Source organism: Bradyrhizobium yuanmingense, from assembly GCF_029167105.1.
Taxonomy (GTDB): domain Bacteria; phylum Pseudomonadota; class Alphaproteobacteria; order Rhizobiales; family Xanthobacteraceae; genus Bradyrhizobium; species Bradyrhizobium yuanmingense_A.
The window spans coordinates 127,979-147,631 of the sequence record NZ_JARFML010000020.1; the positions used below are offsets into that span (position 1 = coordinate 127,979).

Here is a 19,653-nt window from a genome sequence, read left to right on the forward strand (position 1 = left end):
ACTGCTCGACGCAACGCGGAACGAGAATGCCCGAGCACCTTGAGCCAACTGGCGCACCCCCCGATCAAGGGTTGATTGCGTTGGTTATGATGCTCCGGTTCAACGGCTTTGCCATAGATCCTGAGCGCATCCGTCATCAGTTCGGGACTATCATCCGGGTCGCCGAGATTCTCCGCTGCGCCAGGGAACTCGGGCTGAAGGCTCGTGTCGTCAGAACCAATTGGTCAAAGCTACCCGCTCTCCCGATGCCGGCGCTCGCCATCCTTCGAGGGGACCAGTTTCTCATCTTCGGAAAGGCCACCGATGAACGGGTGATTGCGCTCGAGCCTGGTCGGCCGCAGCCGGTCGCCATCTCTCGAATGGAACTTGAAGCCGTTTGGGACGGCGCGGTCATCCTGATGACACGCCGAGCTTCTCTTTCCGATCTGGCACGCCGATTCGACATCACGTGGTTCCTCGGAGCCATTCGAAAATACCGGCGGCTACTGCTGGAGGTTCTCGCTGCCTCCTTCTGTCTCCAGCTGTTTGCCCTGATTTCTCCACTCATCTTTCAGGTCGTCATTGACAAGGTCCTGGTGCATCGCAGCATGAGCACGCTGGATGTGCTTGCGATCGGCCTCGTAGCGACCGCCGTTTTTGAAACGATCCTTGGAATTCTACGCACATACCTCTTCTCGCACACCACCAATCGGATCGATGTCGAGCTCGGCGCCCGGCTGTTCCGTCACCTGCTGGCACTGCCGATCGGCTACTTTCAAGCTCGGCGGGTAGGTGACTCCGTCGCGAGGGTCAGGGAACTCGAGAACATCCGCAATTTCTTGACGAGTTCGGCCCTGACACTGGTTATCGACCTCTCGTTCTCGGTCGTCTTCATTGCAGTGCTGTTCTTCTACTCACCAACCCTCACCTGGATCGTTCTCGCATCGCTTCCGATTTATGTCGCGATTTCGGCCGGAGCGACCCCTCTGTTTCAGCAACGGCTCGACGAGAAATTTCAGCTAGGGGCGGAGAACCAGGCTTTTCTTGTTGAGAGTGTGACCGCTATGGAAACGCTCAAGGCGATGGCCGTCGAGCCTCAAATGCAACGCCGCTGGGAGCAACAGCTCGCAGGATATGTGACAGCCAGCTTTCGCGTCATCAGCCTGGCGAACGTGTCGAGCCAATCAGTCCAACTCGTCAACAAGCTGGTCGCCGTCGCCATCCTCTATTTCGGCGCGCGCTTTGTCATGGCCGGCGATCTGACTGTCGGCGAGCTCGTCGCCTTCAATCTGATCTCCGGCCGCATCAGTGCTCCGGTCCTGCGCGTAGCGCAAACCTGGCAGGACTTCCACCAGGCCAGGCTCTCGATCGCGCGCCTCGGCGACATCCTGAATACAGAGCCGGAGCCTGTTTACAGCCCCGGCAAGATGTCGCTAGCGACCATCCGGGGCGAAATTTCTTTTGAACATGTCACATTCCGTTACCGCATCGACGGACCCGAGATCCTTCGAGACGTGCAGCTGCACGTTCCCGCAAAGCAGGTCATTGGAATAGTGGGCTCCTCGGGATCTGGGAAGAGCACCTTGGCCAAGCTGGTGCAGCGGCTATATGTGCCGGAGCGAGGCCGGGTCCTGGTCGACGGAATCGACGTGACACAGGTCGACCCTGCTTGGCTGCGACGACAGATCGGCGTGGTTCTCCAGGACAGCGTGCTCTTCAACTGCTCGATCCGGGACAATATCGCCTTCGCAGACCCCGGGACGTCAACGGAACGGGTGGTTGAAGCGGCCACGATGGCCGGTGCCCACAATTTCATTTTGCAGCTCCCGAACGGGTACGACACAATAGTGGGCGAGCGCGGGAGCAGCCTCTCCGGCGGACAGCGTCAGCGCATTGCGATTGCCCGCGCGCTGGTAACCGATCCCCGGATCTTGATCTTCGACGAGGCGACCAGCGCACTCGATTACGAGAGTGAGCACATCGTTCAACAGAACATGGCGAAAATCGTGCAAGGCCGTACCGTTCTGATCATTGCGCACCGGCTATCTGCCTTACGAATGGCCGATCGGATCATCACGATCGAAGAGGGTCGCCTGGTCGAGGATGGCTCTCATCAGGAGCTGATCAAACGCGGAGGGCGCTATTCGAAGCTCTTCCGCCTCCAAGCAGGATTCCATGACCTTGCGTAATCTTCTTTTCGCCTGCGGCGATACGAACGGACGACACGGTCGCGCTCGCGCCGGCATTGATGAGGCCGAATGAAACCGACAACTGCATCGACGATCGACGATCCCGGGCTGTTTGTGCTCGACCTGCTGCTCCGATTGCGCGGTGTTGACAGCAGCCTCGATCACATTCGCCAGCGGTTCGGTTTCACGCCGATCGATGTCCCGGAAATGCTCGCCTATGCGAAGGAGCTCCATCTTTACTCCCGCTGCGTGCAGACCGATTGGGGCAGGCTTTCAGCGTCGGCCCTGCCCGGCATCCTGCCGATTCGCGGTGGGAGCTTTCTCCTGCTCGGAAAGATACATGGCCACGAGGCCGTGGTGATGTCCTCGGGCGCCGAAAGGCCATCCATCATTTCAAGACACGATCTCGAGTCCAATTGGGACGGACGACTGGTCGTGATCACCCGACGACGCGCCATCACCGATTGGTTTCTCCCGCGATCCGGCCTGGAATTCCTTCGTCGTTCAAGAGAGCGCTTCCTGCTCGTGGGGACAAGGCTGGCGGTGGTGTTTTCGTCCCTCGTCAGTCGCGCGCCTGCAATGTCCAAACCGCAGGCAGCGGCGCCGGCGCGACCGCCTCAGAACGCTAACAGCGGGAATGCCGTCATTGTTTTCGCCGATCATGCCCGCAAGTTGGGACGCGCCGTTGCTGGGCTAACGCCGTCCCGCGGCGCTCATCCCAGCGAGGCGCTCGCTTTCCTCCCCGCGGCGATCGAAATCGTCGAGACTCCCCCCTCGCCAGTGGGACGCTCGATCGTCGTCAGCATAACAGCGGGTTTCGCTTTCGCCCTGATCTGGGCCTGCATCGGAACCATCGACATCGTCGCGGTCGCTCCTGGCAAGATCATCCCTAGCGGTCGCACCAAGACCATCCAGCCCTTCGAGACCGCGGTCGTCCGTGCAATTCACGTTCAAGATGGTCAGTCCGTCAGAGCCGGTGATCGCCTGATTGATCTGGATGCAACCATGTCCGCGGCAGAGCTGAACCGTCTCAAGAGCGATCTGCTGAGCTCGCAGCTCGATGTCGCCCGCCTGAGGGCGTTACTGTCTAACAAATCCGACCCCGCCTCGGCCTTCCGCCCGCCACCGGCCGCCACTCCCGACCTGATCGAGCTGCATCGTCGTTTTCTCGCCAGCCAAACCGCCGAGCAGGCCACGAAACTCGCTGCAATCGACCGCCAGATCTCGCAAAGGGAAGCCGAACGAGCCACCTCGAAAGCGTCGATCGACAAACTGAAGGCTACGATCGGCCCGCTGCAGCAGCGCGTCGAGATACGCGAGCAGCTGTACCAGAAGGAACTTGGATCCAAATTGCAGTATTTGGCAGACTACCAGGAGCTTGTCGGCCAACGGCAGGAAATACTCGTTCAGCAGAGCCGCTTCAGCGAAGCCGATGCGGCCATCGCGGTCCTGGCGGAGACCCGCAACAAGACCGTGGCCGAGTACGAACGTACCTTGTTCGAGGAGCTCGTAAAGGCGGAGCAGAAAACCGCCGGCCTCAGTCAGGACGTCATCAAGGCCGAGCGACACACCGGCCTGCAAAACCTCACGGCGCCAATCGACGGCGTTGTACAGCAGCTCGCCGTCCACACGGTTGGAGGTGTCGTCACGCCCGCGCAACCAATCATGATGATCGTTCCGCTCGAGAGCAATCTCGAGGTCGAAGCCATGATCTCAAATCAGGATATCGGCTTCGTCGAGGCGGGCCAGGACGCAGCGATCAAGATCGATACCTTCAACTTTACCCGGTACGGCCTGATACAGGGCAAGGTCATCAACATCTCCCAGGATGCCATTCCCCGCAACAAACCGCTGGAAAACAACAATGCGAAGTCGCTGGGCATGGGGACGGCCAGCAGCGAGCCGCACGGGCAAGAGCTGGTCTATTCTGCACGCGTGTCACTCGACCGCAACTACATGATCGTCGAGAACAAGCGCGTCGGCCTTTCTCCCGGCATGGCCGCCACCGTCGAGATTAAGTCCGGCTCACGCAGCATCATCAGCTATCTCTTGTCGCCGATCATGCGGTACAAGCAGGAAAGTTTGCGGGAGCGATAGCGAGCCAGCCGCAGTCCAAAGCTGCCCGGCTTGCTACCAATGACGTTCTGCAGATGTAGAGGTGCGGGAGTCGATCGGTGATCCCCAACCGCGAGCAAGACGGCTCTCGCCGACCCCACAGAGCCCACCGATGGCCTTCACCAGGGCCTCCAGTCCATCCAGCTGGGATTCGACCGTCTCGGATCCTGTCGGCGCGCAAATTGCGGTCCAACAGGACCACGCTAGTTCTTAGGGCGCGGCTCGATTTGCTGGATGAGATCAGCCGCGCTCAGCCCAGCCGCGGCCTCCTTTATTGTCCCCCAAGGCAATTTGGATCGTTCGGCGATATCGAGGAGTGAATGATTCCCGTCCGACATATTCAGGACCCATAGTAGCGCCATCTGGAAGTCCCCGGCCGCGAGCCCGCCCAGTCCGCGGTAGAGGCCATAATTGCCCAATTTTGGTTCGCAAAACGGCTTTTCGTTGCGAAAGAAGGCGTTGTTCTCGATGATGTCGATAGCTGCAATCGCCTTTGTCAGGGTATCGTACAACGCAGCAGGACGAACAAAGTCCAGATCGTCGGCCGAACTGTGATACTCCGCGAACTTGCCGAAGGGCGTTCGCATTACGGTCCCGATCGGGAGGTCGAAGCCGGGCGAGCAATATTGCCGCTCGTCGTAACCATAAGGTGAAAACTCCTGCACTTCGTGTGGTTCGCCGCTCTGCTCAAGCACGTAAGACCAGGCGCGATCGATCTCCGCGTTGCCGCGGCGGCTTTTCTTATAGGTCATCGCCCCCGCGTCGCCGACGCAGGTCAACACAAATCCATGTTTTACGCGACCAACGTGCGCCTCGTTGAGCGCCAACCAAGTAATCGCTCCGATCGTGCCGGGAACGAACACGAAGCGATAAGTGTACCTGTGATCCAACTTCCGCAGGTGCTGGGCGAGCGCAGTAGCTACCGCGATTCCGGACAGGTTGTCATTGCAGAGCGACGGATGACAGATATGGCAGGAGATGAGCACCTCCTCCGAAGTCCGACCAAGCAGTCTCAGATCCCCGTAAGTCAGATGCCCCGGAGCGAGATCCGCATCGATGCAGATCTCGTAGTCGTCCTCCCGCATCGCCAATAGTTGATTGTGCGAAAGGCAGAAGCCCCAGGTCTGCTTGTAATAGCTGGTCCGATAGGGGATCCAGTCCGGCTTGTCCGTATCCCAATAGAGGTGCGGCTTGAGCTCCTCAAGCGTCATCCGCGCCCTCACCGGCATGCTGTAGCCGAGAAGGTGCAGGTTCGACTTCTTGAAGTCGATCACGCGTTCGCCTGCGCTGTTCTTGACGTACGCATCGCGCACGTTCCACTCCAGTGGAACGGTCCAATCGAATACTTGGAGGCCGGACGGGACTTCACAGGTGGTAAGCGGAATATGGTTTCGGATGAGATCGATCGTTCTTCGGACCCCATTCCCCGTTATGCTCCGGGCGATGGGATACATGCCTGCGATAAACTCGTGGAGCGCACGTCCGGTCTTGTCCGCCGACAGGTCGACGGCTGCGTCACTTTCCCTGAGATCCGCGAGGTCTGCATGCCCTGCTATATCGTCCATGTGTCCCCTCCCCCAGGATCCCGACTGACTCAATCCACGATCCTGGGCTCGGGGATCGGCACCACGAACTGAGCGCCCCAGCTGCGGGCAAACGACAGCTGGCTGACGATCTCCCGCTTCAGGTTCCAGGGCAGAATAAGTATGTAGTCCGGCTTCGTCACGTTGATGCGCTCGGGCTCGAAAATTGGAATGTGCGATCCCGGCAACAACGACCCTTGCTTGTGCGGATTTCGGTCGACCGTATACTCAATGAGATCCGTAGTAATGCCGCAGTAGTTCAGGAGAGTATTTCCCTTTGCGGGAGCGCCGTAGCCGACGACGCGCTTGCCCTGTCGCTTTGCCTCCTCAAGGAACGAGAGAAGCTTTTGTCTGGTCTGCATAGCGCGCTCTTCGAACGAGTCATAGTAATCGAGATTGGCGTATCCGGCGTCGATTTCGCGACGTCTGAGGTCCACGACCCGATGGGAGATTGGATGCCATCCCTTGTTGGCGTGCTGAGCATAGATTCGCAGCGAGCCACCATGGGTCGGCAATTCCTCGACGTCGAACAATGTCAAGCCATGTGCCGCGAAGATCTTTTCGACGGCTATGAACGAGAAGTAAGAAAAGTGCTCGTGATAGATCGTGTCGATCTGACATTCGTCAAACAGACGCATCAGATGGGGGAATTCCATCGTGATAACGCCGGCATCGGCGAGAAGAACGCTCATGCCTTTGACGAAGTCGTTCAAGTTCGGTACGTGAGCCAGGACGTTGTTTCCGATCAACAGATCTGCGCGCAGCCCCTCGCGTCGCAAGGTACGAGCCACACGCTCGCCGAAGAACTCCACACGGGTCGGAATGCCCTTCGCGCGCGCCACGGCGGCGACGTTCTGGGCCGGCTCGATGCCCAGAACCGGCACATCGGCTTCGACGAAATATTGCAGCAAATAGCCGTCGTTGCTCGCGATCTCGACGACCTTGCTGTTCGCTCCGATTCCGAACCTTTCGATGACTCGGGTGACGTAGGATTTGGCATGCTGCAGCCATGAATCGCTGTAGGACGAAAAGTAGGCATAGTCTCCGAAGATGTTCTCCGGCGCTTCCCATTCCTCGAGTTGGACCAGGAAACAATCTCCGCAAACGTAAGCCCGTAGCGGAAAGAAACGCTCGTCCTGCTTGGCCTTCTCATTCCGAAGATAGGAGTTCGCCAACGGAGACATTCCGAGATCGATGAAAACGCGCTCGAGGGGCGCGTTGCAGAAACGACAACAGCTCAACTCCATTGCATGCGCGGTTGGCGTTTTGACGTTAAGGGGGGATGCCGCTTCCTTCAGCATTCTCTGGCTCCTGCCGGTGGCAATCTGTGATGTCACCGAAAGGCTAGCGTTAGCCGAAACAGAGCTATTGACGGTCGTCAAGTCACGTTCGCTTTTCGCGAACGCGGAGCCCTCACCTACGACGTCCTGGAGGCGGCGACGTTCATGCGGGCCTTCAGCTCGTTCCCGATGTCGCTGTAGGGCTTCCATGTCCTGTCACGCTCCGAGAGCACACGCACCTCTGCCGGCCAGGAAATCCCGAGCGAAGGATCGTCATGCGGCAGCCCGCCTTCTGCGCCCGGCGTGTAATAGTTGCTGATGAGGTAGATCAGCTCCGTATCGTCAGTGAGCGTGACGAATCCATGCGCGAAGCGCTCCGGAATGTAGAGCCCGCGGCCATTGTCCGCGGAGAGGTTGACGGTGACGTGCCGCAAATAGGTTGGTGATTCCGGCCGCAGATCGACGATGACGTCGGCCACCGCCCCCTTGGTGCATCGGACATACTTGTTCTCGGCAACGGGCGGATACTGAAAATGCAGGCCGCGCAAGGTACCGCGCTTCGCGTTGTAACTGATACTTCCCTGCGCAACCACGGGCTTGAGACCGTGCGCGAGGAATGTGTCGGAGCAAAATACCCGAGCGAAGTATCCGCGGCTGTCCCGGTGCCTATCGATCTCCACCGTGTAGGCGCCGGCGAGGATTGTTTCGGAAAATGTCATGCGGCGGGCGAATGGGTTCAGCTACGATAGAAACACGATTCGGCAAAGCTTGACGGCAAGCCATAGCAGGACGAGATCCCACGCAACGACGCTGACCAGCGCGACTGCTATGGCGAGGACGGGCCAGTCGAGGGTGACCCTGAACTGGGTTGCATAGGTTGCGGTCCTGACTTGATCCAATTCAGACATTGCCGCTCAATCTGTGACGTGACCTCTCGGCAGATTATCCAGCGCCAGGATCGCAAACCTGACAAAGCTCAATAACGGCGGGCCATGCAACGGCGGCGTTCAAACGACGTGGGGCAGCGGATGAGGCGCCCCCTGCGGGCGCGGCCCCCACGCCTCAGCAATGCTGAAAGGTCGGCTACCCCTGCTCAGGTCGACCCCCCTGCAACTATCGGAAAAGATCGCGCCAAATCTCGGTCAAGGCTGGCGCCAAGTTGAGAACCCTCAAATTCGTGGCGTTCTTGGATCATCAAATACGCTCGGGCGGCGCGCAATCGCGGTTTTCACAGATCACGCGTTGAGAGGGCTTGGACAATGAACATCAGGTCTCGTTTCTTTTCAGAAGCAAACTCGCACAGTTTCGCAAAGTCGGGAGCGCTGCGATTTCGAGCGCGAGCTGCGATTCCAGGCGGAGCGCATACCTACGCGAAGGGCGACGATCAGTATCCGCTCCTCGCGCCAGGCTTCATCTCGAGAGGCTCGGGCTGCCACGTATGGGACGCCGACGGCAACGAATTTATCGAGTACGGAATGGGACTGCGCGCGGTGTCGCTGGGCCATGGTTTTCCGGCCGTCGTGAACGCCGCTGTCGAGCAGATGTCACGAGGCACGAACTTTACGCGGCCGTCGGCACTCGAGGTCGAATGTGCCGAGCGCCTGATCGCGCTCGTCCCCGGCGCCGACATGGCGAAGTTCACCAAGGACGGATCGACGGCTACGACGGCTGCGATCCGGCTTGCCCGAGCTTACACGGGCCGGGACATGATCGCGCTTTGCTCCGACCATCCCTTCTTCTCCTACGACGACTGGGCGATATGCACGACCCCCATGAACGCCGGCATTCCCGAGGCGACGGCGCAGCTGACCCAGGGATTCCGGTACAATGACCTGTCCTCGGCGGAGGCCCTCTTCGCCCGGTTCCCGGGTCGGATGGCAGCCCTGATCCTCGAAGCCGAAAAGGAAGTGCCGCCGGCTCCTGGATATCTCGTCGCGCTGCGAGAACTCTGTCACCGGAACGGCGCTCTCTTGATCATCGACGAGATGATCACCGGCTTTCGATGGCCGGAGTGCTCTGCCCAGCGTCACCATGGAGTAGAGGCCGATTTATCGACCTTCGGCAAGGCGATGGGCAACGGCATCGCCATTTCCGCGCTGCTCGGCAAGCGCGAAATCATGGAGCTGGGCGGCCTCGATCACGATCGCGATCGCGTCTTCCTGCTTTCGACGACACATGGCGCCGAGACTCACGCCTTGGCGGCGGCCTTGGCCGTCATGGATACCTATCGGGACGAACCGGTCATCGAGACACTCCACCGCCAAGGAAGCCGCCTCAAGGCGGGCATCGAAGACGCCACGCACCGCCGTGGACTGACCGGTTACTTCAAGCTCGCCGGCCGGGCATCCAATCTGGTCTATGCTTGTTGCGATCGCGACGGCATACCATCACAGGTCTTCCGCACGTTGTTCCTCCAGGAGACAATCCGCCGCGGCTTGCTGGCGCCCTCACTGGTCACGAGCTATTCCCATTCCAACGATGATATCGACCGGACCATCGAGGCCATCGACGGCGCGCTCGCCGTCTATCAGAAGGCATTGGAGGACGGGCCGGAAGCTCATTTGATCGGCCGGCCGGTCGCGCCGGTATTCCGTCGACGAGCCATGCTTGGCGCGGTCGCAACGCCGAACGTTCGCCGTCCAGGCTAATTTAGCGAGAATGCGGTTGATCGATCAAGGCCCGACGCGCCCGTAATCGCATTTACTTCGATAGCCATCTGATGACACCCAGTCTCCGAAAATGAATCGCCGCGAACTACGAGAAGCAGTTCACGGCGGCGCTCGCAGCTCCATATCCGCTCAATCAGCGGCTCGTCGGTTCGATATCCTCGCAAGTCCCTCAAGATCGATGAACTTGATCGTCTTGCGATTGGGAAGGTCGATGACCTTCTTCGCCTTGAACTCGGCCAGGGTCCGGCAAACCGTTTCGAGCGACGTTCCAACGTGATCGGCGATATCGGCTCGTGGCAATTGAAGCCGGAACGCGCCGGGACGTTTGGGATCTGCAGGCAGGTGCGGCCGAATGCGCAGCAAGAGCCAAGCTATGCGGGCCACACAGTTCTTTTGGCTCATGGTCATCACCAGGGTGAGCGTGTCGGCCAGCACCTGGTGGGCGCCACACGGCTCGTCGCTCCGGCACACCCGAGAAGTCTTCGATCGGATAACGCGACAATCCGTCACGGCCTCCGCAGTGAACTGTTGATGGGTCGAATGGGTCGGCATGACAACATCGCCGGGCCAGTAGAAGGCAAGTATCTGGCGATTTCCGTTCTCGAGGAGACGAACGGCTCGCACAACCCCTTCGACGATCTGAATCTTCTGAGCTTCTTCCTCTCCTTCCCAAAAAAGAGCTCTGCTACGGGGCACGAAAGACGTGGACGGGCGCCGAAAATCGGGAGCATTGGTTGATCTATGAACTAGCGAAGGATGTCTACTGTCCTGAATGAAAGTGGTTTCTCTAAGCATTTGAACTCACCTCAGCACGTAATCCAATGCGCTGAAGTGTAGGTTCTCCTGATCCAAAGGATATTCAGGCTAATGCGTTAGGATTTTTCCCGTTCCGATTAATCCGCTTGGACTAGTTTATCTGGCCAGAAAACTATCCGTTGCCCATGACGCGTTCAAACGAGCAAAAAGCTTGTGCAAACTTGCAGCAAATGCGCTCGCACATGTGTCACCGGCGCCCAATTGCACAGCTTCCTTTCTCGGGTCGAATTCCAAGGAACTCGCGGTTGAGGAGCGGGAATTGTCCATGCAACACGATTTGACCGGAAGCTAGAAGCGAAGACCGTCCCACGGGTCTCGTCGCAGCCGATCGCGTGCGCTTGCGCCTTCATCCGATGGCGATCCCGCCTTGCGCCGGACGCTGCTCGTGACAGCGAACACGTCCACTGCGGCCGAGGCCACGCGTCCCTGCTGGCGCATCTTTCATAGAGAAACGGCGACCACCAGACGTCGTCGCCAGCCGCCTTCGCTTCGACGAGGCCTCTCGCCTCACAAAGCTGCCAACCCGACAAGTTGCGAGATCCTGGCGCGGTCGAAGCCGCTTGGGCGAACTCCGCGGTTACCGGGAATAGAACCCCTGAACTACATCAAGGCGACCGCAATCGAGGAATTCAGTGGTCGCCCGAGCGGTCTTCGAAGGAGAAATCGGTCCATCGGCTGCGCCCGTCGGTCCCGGAGCGCCATGTCCTGCTTGCGCTGTTATCCTGATCGATCAGGAATCTCTTGTTTCTCATTCTGCTGGTCGATCTGTCCCTTGGCCCGACAAGCTTAGCGGCGATGAAGGCTGCTTCGGTCCGATTGCGGGCTGAGAGAGCGCGCAGGAGGGCTGCCGTATGGATCTTGCTGGTACCCTCCGCGATGCTCAGCTCGCGCGCAATCTCCTTGTTCGACATTCCCTGCGCTAGCAGCGGAAGGATTTGGTTCTGCCGGCGTGTCAATCGCAAAGATTCCAGTTTGACGTTGACGGCCTGAGGCCGCTCGGGCCGACTGACGTCGTCATCGGCGAGCCACCGCGGAACATAGATGCGCCCCGTCAACAGATCGCCGATCGCGGACAGCAGTTCCTCATCCGACTGAAGCTTGGGCAAAAACCCGTGAAATCCAACCGAAAGGCATTTCAGCACATCCGTGCGGCTGCTCGAAGCCGACATCACCGCAATACGGATAGACGGCTTCAAGTCGACAATCTCGGAGAGAACCGCAAGCGAATGCTGGTTGAGGCAATCTCGATCAATCAGGATCAGATCGATATCTGCCTGCAACTCAAAATTCGCGAGCTGCGACGCGTCTAAGACGCGAGACTTCTTGAAGCGGGCCTCAATCAAATCTCGGAGGCCACTGCGATAGACACTACGTTCATCAACAATTAGAATTAAAGGCACTGCTCAATCTCCGAGCAATCCCGTACTCTTACCCGGGACTCTCACATCCTTTGGCAGCTTGAACTCTAAAGAGAACAATACACCTTGATCGGCACGTCTGCTTTGTATCCTCTCCCTCCAGGCTACACGCCACGCTCCCCTCAAGTAGGAATTGCCGCGCCGCAGCAGTATTGGGATTGGTTGGGGAAAAGTCAACAGATTACAACAAATCGTTGCCAACTGTTGCCGGCCGTTGACGCGCCAGTGGTCTCGTTGGCATGCCATCGGCGTCGACAGACAAATGAACCTTTTCCCCCGCAGAAGAACCTAACTGCGCGCAATCGCCGGGAGGATCTCGGGGATTGGCGTCCACCGCAGATGGGGATCCAGCTGCTCGGTGTGCTGCAGGTGCCGAAGTTCGGAAAGGCGCGTAAACGGCGCGGCATTGAAGGTCGCTTCATCCAGCTGAATGCGCTTGAACACTCCCTTCAATTGACTCGCGCCGCGCTGCGCATTCCACTGACAGCGGAAATTCGGCATGTGGGCCTTGATCTTCGCAAAAGAGACCCGATAGCTGCGATTGTCAGGACCACTCGGGCCGAACGAAAGATCGCAACCGGTAAAAGTGTCGTTCACGATCTCCGCGATCTCTCGCACCGTGTAATTCTGGCTTTCGTCACCGACATTGAACGCCTCGGCGCAAACCGCTTCTCGCGGCGCATCCAGAGCGCACAAGATGGCCTGGCAGATGTCTTCGATGTGAACTAACGGGCGACAAGGGGTGCCGTCGCTCATGACGCGGATTTTTCCCGTTGTGAAGGCCCATCCTGCAAGGTTGTTCAGGACGAGATCGAAGCGCTGACGGGGAGACGCTCCGAACGCAGTGGCGTTGCGCAGAAACACGGGCGTGAACCGCGAGTCGGTCAGCTCCACGAGATCGTGCTCAACGAGCACTTTGCATCTCGCATAGGCCGTCTGAGGTTCGCATGAAGACGTCTCGGATTTTACCTCGCTACCGGCGGCGCCATAGATGCTGCAGGAGGACGCATAGATGAACCGCCCGATTCCTGCTTCCCTGCACATGCGGGCAAATGCGACGGACCCGCGATGGTTGATCTCCATCGTAATCGCGGGATCATTCTCTCCCAGCGGATCATTGGAGAGCTCCGCCAAGTGAACCACAGCGTCGAAACCTTCCAGATCCGACAGTGACACCTGCCGCGTATCGCGCGACATGACCATCGGGCGTGTCCTGCCGTCATCGAACAGCCAGCCGCGGCGGTAGAGGCCCGTGTCGATCCCAATCGCATCATAACCGTGCTCGAGCAATGTCGGGCCGAGCACCGCTCCAATATATCCATCAGCTCCGGTGAAGAGAACGCGCATCTGATTCATCTCCTCAGAGGGTTGCCGGATCCGGGATTGCGGAGGGCGGTGTCTTGGCGCCTCCGACCGCGGCGCCGCCCTTGTTCCAGACGCACCAGGGTGGATCTCCGCTGTCCCAGAGATCCTGCAGAATGGCCTTGTCGCGCAAGGTGTCCATGTTCTGCCAATAGCCACGGTGCCTATAAACGGCGAGCTGGTCCTGCTCGGTCAGACGGGCAAGCGGCTCGTTTTCCCAACTCGTGCTGTCGTCGTCGATGAGATCGAGGGCCTGAGGCTCGATGACGAAGAAACCTCCGTTGATCACTTGGCCGTCGCTAGCGTCCTTCTCGCGAAAGCCGGCCGCGCGGGGACGGTCAGACGAGAGATTGATCGCGCCAAAGCGGCCGGGCAACTGGACCGCGGTGACCGTGGCCAACGCGCCCTGTTGATGGTGGAACTTGATCAAAGCGCGGATGTCGACGTCGCTGACGCCATCACCATAGGTCATGCAGAAGGTCGAATTCCCGAGATACTCGCGCACGCGCTTGACGCGTCCCCCGGTCATTGTCTTCTCCCCGGTATCGACAAGCGTCACCTGCCAGGGCTCCGATCCGTTTCGATGCATTTCAATGCGGTTGTGCTGGAGATCGAGCGTGAAGTCTCCTTGGTGAGACAGGTAGCTCATGAAGTAGTCTTTGATCACAGTGCCCTTGTAGCCGCAGCAGATGACGAACTCGTTGAGGCCGTAGTGAGAATACAGCTTCATGATATGCCATAGGATCGGACGACCACCGATCTCGACCAGCGGCTTCGGTACTACCGAAGTGTGCTCGCTCAATCTCGTACCGTAGCCACCGGCGAGAATAACAACCTTCATAGGGATCTCCTGTCCTAGGTTCCCCACCGAAGCATGCACAGGCGCATTTTCGGATGGCGCAGTTCGGACGGTAGATCGCTGCGGCACAACCAACTTGATGACTGTCAACTCGGCAGAGCGACGTCGGCTGACGTCTCACGTCGCATCGTCACACGCGTTCACGCGCACGACGATTTGACGTAGTCAGCTTGCCAATAGGCGCTGCCGATATCAAAGGCCGAGCGGGTCGCCTACTCGACGAAAACGGACGATGGCCGAAAACAACAGCCGAGCTCTGCCTCGCCCTCAAGCGGCTGCGGGTCAATCGACGAAACAGTCTTATTTGCCATAGGCTGCGGGATCCGGGCCGTCAGGCCGGTCGAGCCTCGAAAAGACGTCGTGGTCCTCGCCGGTCAGCTCGAAGTCGAACAGGTCGATGTTGTCGGCCATGCGGGCCGCGTTTGCCGATTTCGGGTATCGCGATCGTGCCGTTTTCGAGGTGCCAGCGAAGCGCGATTTGCGCGCGAACGGCCGAGTCGATAGTCGAGTTGGCGTGCGAAAGCCGACCACGCTAATGCCTTCCGTCTCGAACCCTTTCGGCAAAACACAGAAGAGACGCCATTCGTCTCGCTAGCTCCGGCCTTTCCAGTCGAGTTGACGATGCTCAATAATGGCTGGTGCCACAGGGTTAGGCAAAGAGCGATCGTCGCACAAATCGCGAGACGCTCTCGCCGACGAAGGGCGGAGCTCGAAGCTTCGAACGTCAGAAGCGGCATGCGTCTCACTGAGGCGGGACAATTCGACGCAATGCGCTCGATCTGCGATCGTCCCACCACAAGCGAACGCCAAAAACAGGCGACGTTTCCTCGCGATAGCAAGGGAAGCGATCGCGTAGCTCCTGCCGCTTCGACGTCGCCAGGGAGGGCATGATGGGGAATGCCTCACAGCCACCCCATTCCGCAACAAAGCAATCACATTGATGACAGAATCTGTTGCGAGCGTGATTTGCATACGCGCTTGGTTGCATTCGTAAGGGCTTTGCTCCGACAACCACTGCTCAAATTGAGTGCAATCACAAGAACCGCGAAGAGTTCGTTGCGACGCTTCGATTGAACTTCACTCCAGCTTGGTTCATGCTTTCGGGAAAGGCTCAACGTGATTCGGTAAGCCCGATTTCGGTAACGTGAGACCATTGGCCGTGGGGCGTTCGGCCGGCTCTTGCGACTGTCGAGTATCAGCAGAAACAGCGATTGGTTGGCGCGAACGGTGTGATGTCGATCACACCTTCTGGCCTCGCATCGTCGTGGTCAGCCTTGAATGCTCTCTCACACACTCACATTCGAACGACTGGGAAAGGTGAAATGGGGATTTCATTAGCAGAGCTGATCAAACAGAACACGCTTGGGCAGAGCGAAGGATATCCTGCCGGTGTTCCGCACAGCTGGAATTGGTACAAGGGTTGGAATCCGGACGGTCTGCTGACTCCGCCTGCCGACTTCACGGCGGTCGAAGGCTGGGGACAGGTCTACACGGAGGAAGGGGCTCCCGCATCTCCAAATGCGAACGTCGAGCTCGCGAACGCAAAGACCTACGTGCATATCAAGGAAACTGGCGAGTGGCTGCTCGTCCAGGACCAGTCAAAGCTAGGAATCGCAGGCGGGCACTTCGTCCCAAATTTCAACGGTAACTCAGGTTACCCGATGACGGTGACTCGCCTGCCAAGCGGGGCGGTGAGCTTTGATGCGCCTCCGGCCGGCTACAACGATCATTTCTGGCAAGGAGCACGTGGGACCTACACGGCTGGCACCGTCGACGGGGTTTACGTCCAGATGGACATGAGGACGACCGATCCCAACGCGAAGCTGGTGGGCATGGTCGGTGTGGACTGGTGGCGTAACGCGTCAGCGCCGTATCTTGACGACCACAGCGCCAATCCAGCTGTTGGAGTCAGCAACTGGGTTGAGCTTTCGACCCAATGGAAGACGATCGGTTACTATTCCATGAGCACTGCGGCGTTCCAGGCAGACTTGCCTCCGCCGCTGCTTGGATCTCCTCAAACGCCTCCGGTCCAGCCTTCCGACACGATAGCGCCGGCGTCGCCCAAGCTGGTGGCAGTCACGCCGGATACGGGTACCGCCGGAGACCAAGTTACCAATGCCAAGCAATTGACGTTGAGCGGAACGGCAGAAGCGGGCAGCACCGTCAAGGTATTTGAGGGAACGAGCGTCGTTGGCACGGTCAAGGCCGGTGCGAATGGCACCTGGAGCCTGACCACAGCCCAATTGGCAGATGGGAACCATACCTTCAACGCGACCGCCACGGATGCTGCAGGCAACGTCAGTCAGAAATCCGCTTCCCTCAGCGCACGCGTAGACACGCTTGCGCCGGCGGCCCCCAAGATCACGGCATTCGCACCGGATAATGGTACCGTCGCGGCCAGGATGACGAACACCGGACGGTTGACGCTGAGTGGTACATCGGAAGCAGGCAGCACGGTTAGGGTCCTCGAGGGCACGACCGTGATCGGCACGACCAAAGCTGGCGCGGGCGGCGCCTGGAGTTTGACAACGGCACAGTTGGCTGCAGGGAGGCACGCCTTCACTGCCATGGCCACCGACGCCGCAGGCAACGTCAGCACGAAATCTGCCGGCCTGAATGTGACGGTCAACGGGCCTGTCACCTCGCCACCGGCAAATGGAAAGAATTTGCTGGTGAACGGGTCGTTCGAGGCGACCGCCGTGGCTGACGGACGCTGGGGAGCCTACAAGTCGGTTTCGGGTTGGACCGCGATCTCCGGCGGCACGATCGAGCTCTGGAATAATCACAGTGGCGTCAAAGCCAGCGACGGCGCCAATTTCGGCGAGCTCGACTATCTTGGCGCTCGAGATGGCTTCTACCAGGATGTTAAGACCGTCGCAGGACAAGTTTACCAACTGTCCTTCGATGCGCGCACGCGACCCGGTTTCAACAGCGCGACCTGCTCAATCGAAGTCTTTTGGAATGGCTCGGTTGTTGCGGCTGTTCCGCCTGGCAGCGCTTGGGACTCCTACGATTTCAAGGTCGTTGGCACCGGCGGCAACGATCGCCTGACCTTCCGCGAGGTATCCAGCCAAGGCAGCGACGGCCTCGGTGCCCTCTATGACAATATCGAACTCACCGTCGCGACAGCGACGCCGCCCACTCAAATACCGGAGCCCACAGGCAAGAATCTCCTGGTGAACGGATCATTCGAGTCATCTTCGCTGGCGCCTCTCCAGGGCGGTCGCTGGGGTGCCTTCGATTCCGTTCCAGGCTGGCACGCCATCAGTGGCGGAACCATCGAGCTCTGGAACAATCTGAACGGCGTGAAAGCAAGTGACGGCGGCAACTTCGGCGAAATGGACTATGTCGGAGCTCGTGATGGACTTTATCAGGATGTGAAAACCGTCGCCGGTCAGCAATACGATCTTTCCTTCGATGCGCGCTCGCGGCCGGGGTTCTCGAGCTCGACCTGTTCGATCGAAGTCCTGTGGAATGGCTCGGTCGTTGGCGTGGTTCCGCCCGGCGCCGACTGGAAGAACTATGATTTCACGGTGACCGGAACAGGCGGACAGGACCGCCTGACCTTCCGCGAGGTTGCGGGCCAGGGCGGTGACGGGCTCGGCGCTCTCTACGACAATGTCTCCCTGGTCGCAAAGACGCCGAGCTCCACCTCGGCATCTCTGCTGAGCAGTACAAGTCAGGCGGTCGCGCTGATGAATCAGTTCGCCGCGACCGACGGAATCACGACCTCCGCAGTGACGAATGGGCCGCTCGCAACCGATACGAGCGCCTTGCTCACGCAGACGCTCTCGTTGCCTGCCCAACACTAGTTTTTCGGCGATAGGCTGTGAGTAGACGCGGGGGCGCAGATTTGCGCCCCCGCGTTTTGCATTGGGACTTTGCATTGGGACCGCCCGCCAGGAATGCCCTGCAGCCAGCAGGTGCCGCTCTACGAGCTGCTCAGCGGAATTGATAGCCGTCAACTCCGAGGTGCTGGTTTCAGTTCAGATGATGCCGGGGCGAGCCTCTCCATGGCGATTGCCGCGCCGATAGGTCTGACAATCGAAATCCATGACACACTCGGCACAAATCACGGCGTGTTCACCCGCACCTTATGCGAGCGGGGCCGTGCGCACCGCATTTCCGGCCGAGACGGCCCGCCCTTACGTCACGATCGCAATTCCTACCTACAACAGGGCCACGCTTCTGAAGGGATGCATCGCATCCGCCCTGGCGCAGACCTACCCTCATTTCGAGGTTCTCGTCTCGAACAACGCTTCGCCGGACGATACGGCGCAGATCTTGGACCAGTTCAGCGACCCACGATTGCGCGTCATCACCCAGGAAACCAATATCGGCCTGCTCCCGAATTGGAATGCGTGTCTTGCGAATGCTCGAGGCGACTACATCATCTTCGTATCCGATGACGACAGGATTTTGCCGGCGCTGCTCGAGCGGTGCGTGGCGCTTATTGACCAACACTCGCAACTTCCGATCGTCGTTACTCTGAGCAATTTACACGCGGCTTCACTCGGCCAAACGCGCCCCCCGCGCGCCAGTCGGACTCTCCCCACCGGCGTTCGGGACGGCACTGCAATCCTGAATGAGTTCCTTACCGACCAGATCACCGTCAATATGTGCGGCGTCGTGATGCGCACGGCCCTTCTGCGCGAACGCGGCGGCATTCCGCTCGATCTGCCGCACACCGCCGACGTCGCTGCGTGGGCACCGCTGCTACTTCTCGGCAAAGCCGGTCTCGTCAACGAGGCCTGCGCGACCTACACCTATCATGACGATTCCGAGACGGCCCGATTGGGGGTGGAGCGGCTTCTGTACGACGGACGCAAGGTCGCCGATTTGATCGCGCACACTGCGGAGACTCATGTTCATGACGCGCAACTGCGCAAGACCATCCAGCTCCAGGCTTGGCGTTGCTTTGCGCGTCGAGGGCTGATCACGCTGACAGACTTTCGCAGGAGCGGCGCAGGCATGCTCGAGATGTTGAGCATGGCTTGGCACTTTCGCCGGGATCTCCAGGGCGTGAGCCTGCAAGCCATCCTTCGCTTCGTTGCCGTCACCCTTTGTCCGCCGTCTCTGGCCGCTCGCCTGCGTCGTCTGAGGCGCAGCACCCCGGAACAATTGGCTTGACGACGACGGTACGGACTGTGGCGCGTCTTCCGCGCACACGAGCCCGACAGCAATCGCGCGGTCGGCCGCAGTTCGTCTGCTTATTCCGTTATTGATACCTCTCAATTCGCCTGACTCTGGCACCCATAGGCTGCGCCGAGAGTCAGGTTCTCCGATCAAGCGGACCGGACGCGAGATCAAGCGATGGTGGCCTGTTATGCCTAACTCACTGCCTGCATCATGAGCACACCGGCCCTGCCCGCCTCCCCCAGCC

At 59.3% G+C, this 19,653-nt stretch carries 12 protein-coding genes; 5 read left to right on the top strand and 7 right to left on the bottom strand.

Features of this window, described 5'->3' with window-relative positions; all coding sequences use genetic code 11:
• Positions 1-26 precede the first annotated feature (26 nt).
• Entirely contained in the window at positions 27-2,168 is a 2,142-nt protein-coding gene (locus P0R31_RS25080; RefSeq protein WP_275516939.1) for a type I secretion system permease/ATPase, read from the top strand.
• A 69-nt stretch (positions 2,169-2,237) separates the two neighbouring features.
• Positions 2,238-4,265: an HlyD family type I secretion periplasmic adaptor subunit gene (locus tag P0R31_RS25085; protein ID WP_275516941.1), complete on the top strand. Its 2,028-nt coding sequence runs from the start codon at positions 2,238-2,240 to the stop codon at positions 4,263-4,265.
• A gap of 221 nt (positions 4,266-4,486) precedes the next feature.
• Here the strand turns inward: P0R31_RS25085 and P0R31_RS25090 are convergent, their stop codons facing one another.
• The 3 genes from P0R31_RS25090 to rfbC all read right to left on the bottom strand — a co-directional run bounded on the left by P0R31_RS25090 (position 4,487) and on the right by rfbC (position 7,865).
• Entirely contained in the window at positions 4,487-5,848 is a 1,362-nt protein-coding gene (locus tag P0R31_RS25090) for a DUF4910 domain-containing protein (RefSeq protein ID WP_275516942.1), read from the bottom strand.
• 29 nt (positions 5,849-5,877) lie between these two features.
• On the bottom strand, positions 5,878-7,113 hold the full coding sequence (locus tag P0R31_RS25095; RefSeq protein ID WP_275516954.1) for a class I SAM-dependent methyltransferase: 1,236 nt from the start codon (positions 7,111-7,113) through the stop codon (positions 5,878-5,880).
• A 170-nt stretch (positions 7,114-7,283) separates the two neighbouring features.
• A complete protein-coding gene (gene rfbC, locus P0R31_RS25100; RefSeq protein ID WP_275507870.1) occupies positions 7,284-7,865 on the bottom strand; it encodes a dTDP-4-dehydrorhamnose 3,5-epimerase in 582 nt (193 codons plus the stop codon).
• A 540-nt stretch (positions 7,866-8,405) separates the two neighbouring features.
• Here rfbC and P0R31_RS25105 point away from each other — a divergent pair.
• Entirely contained in the window at positions 8,406-9,794 is a 1,389-nt protein-coding gene (locus P0R31_RS25105) for a glutamate-1-semialdehyde 2,1-aminomutase (RefSeq protein WP_275516943.1), read from the top strand.
• Positions 9,795-9,944: 150 nt separating this feature from the next.
• Here P0R31_RS25105 and P0R31_RS25110 read toward each other — a convergent pair whose 3' ends face one another.
• The 4 genes from P0R31_RS25110 to rfbF form a co-directional block, all read right to left on the bottom strand.
• Positions 9,945-10,610, bottom strand: coding sequence for a Crp/Fnr family transcriptional regulator (locus tag P0R31_RS25110; RefSeq protein ID WP_275507868.1), 666 nt, complete (start codon positions 10,608-10,610; stop codon positions 9,945-9,947).
• A gap of 650 nt (positions 10,611-11,260) precedes the next feature.
• Positions 11,261-12,031, bottom strand: coding sequence for a response regulator transcription factor (locus tag P0R31_RS25115; RefSeq protein ID WP_275516945.1), 771 nt, complete (start codon positions 12,029-12,031; stop codon positions 11,261-11,263).
• Positions 12,032-12,337: 306 nt separating this feature from the next.
• The gene (locus P0R31_RS25120) at positions 12,338-13,396 is read right to left on the bottom strand and encodes an NAD-dependent epimerase/dehydratase family protein (RefSeq protein WP_275507866.1); all 1,059 of its coding nucleotides are present in this window, start codon (positions 13,394-13,396) and stop codon (positions 12,338-12,340) included.
• Between the two features lie 13 nt (positions 13,397-13,409).
• On the bottom strand, positions 13,410-14,252 hold the full coding sequence (gene rfbF / locus P0R31_RS25125) for a glucose-1-phosphate cytidylyltransferase (RefSeq protein WP_275516955.1): 843 nt from the start codon (positions 14,250-14,252) through the stop codon (positions 13,410-13,412).
• A 1,340-nt stretch (positions 14,253-15,592) separates the two neighbouring features.
• Between rfbF and P0R31_RS25130 the strand changes: the two genes are divergently transcribed.
• Both P0R31_RS25130 and P0R31_RS25135 read left to right on the top strand, forming a co-directional pair.
• A complete protein-coding gene (locus P0R31_RS25130; RefSeq protein WP_275516946.1) occupies positions 15,593-18,082 on the top strand; it encodes an Ig-like domain-containing protein in 2,490 nt (829 codons plus the stop codon).
• Between the two features lie 298 nt (positions 18,083-18,380).
• Positions 18,381-19,400, top strand: a complete 1,020-nt coding sequence (locus P0R31_RS25135) for a glycosyltransferase family 2 protein (RefSeq protein WP_275516947.1) — start codon at positions 18,381-18,383, stop codon at positions 19,398-19,400.
• The last annotated feature ends 253 nt before the right edge of the window (positions 19,401-19,653 follow it).

Coding starts and splice junctions, on each gene's coding strand:
- rfbC (WP_275507870.1), bottom strand. CDS start 7,865: ATGACATTTTCCGAAACAATCCTCGCCGGCGCCTACACGGTGGAGATC.
- P0R31_RS25080 (WP_275516939.1), top strand. CDS start 27: ATGCCCGAGCACCTTGAGCCAACTGGCGCACCCCCCGATCAAGGGTTG.
- P0R31_RS25110 (WP_275507868.1), bottom strand. CDS start 10,610: ATGCTTAGAGAAACCACTTTCATTCAGGACAGTAGACATCCTTCGCTA.
- P0R31_RS25120 (WP_275507866.1), bottom strand. CDS start 13,396: ATGCGCGTTCTCTTCACCGGAGCTGATGGATATATTGGAGCGGTGCTC.
- P0R31_RS25085 (WP_275516941.1), top strand. CDS start 2,238: ATGAAACCGACAACTGCATCGACGATCGACGATCCCGGGCTGTTTGTG.
- P0R31_RS25105 (WP_275516943.1), top strand. CDS start 8,406: ATGAACATCAGGTCTCGTTTCTTTTCAGAAGCAAACTCGCACAGTTTC.
- P0R31_RS25130 (WP_275516946.1), top strand. CDS start 15,593: ATGGGGATTTCATTAGCAGAGCTGATCAAACAGAACACGCTTGGGCAG.
- rfbF (WP_275516955.1), bottom strand. CDS start 14,252: ATGAAGGTTGTTATTCTCGCCGGTGGCTACGGTACGAGATTGAGCGAG.
- P0R31_RS25090 (WP_275516942.1), bottom strand. CDS start 5,848: ATGGACGATATAGCAGGGCATGCAGACCTCGCGGATCTCAGGGAAAGT.
- P0R31_RS25095 (WP_275516954.1), bottom strand. CDS start 7,113: ATGGAGTTGAGCTGTTGTCGTTTCTGCAACGCGCCCCTCGAGCGCGTT.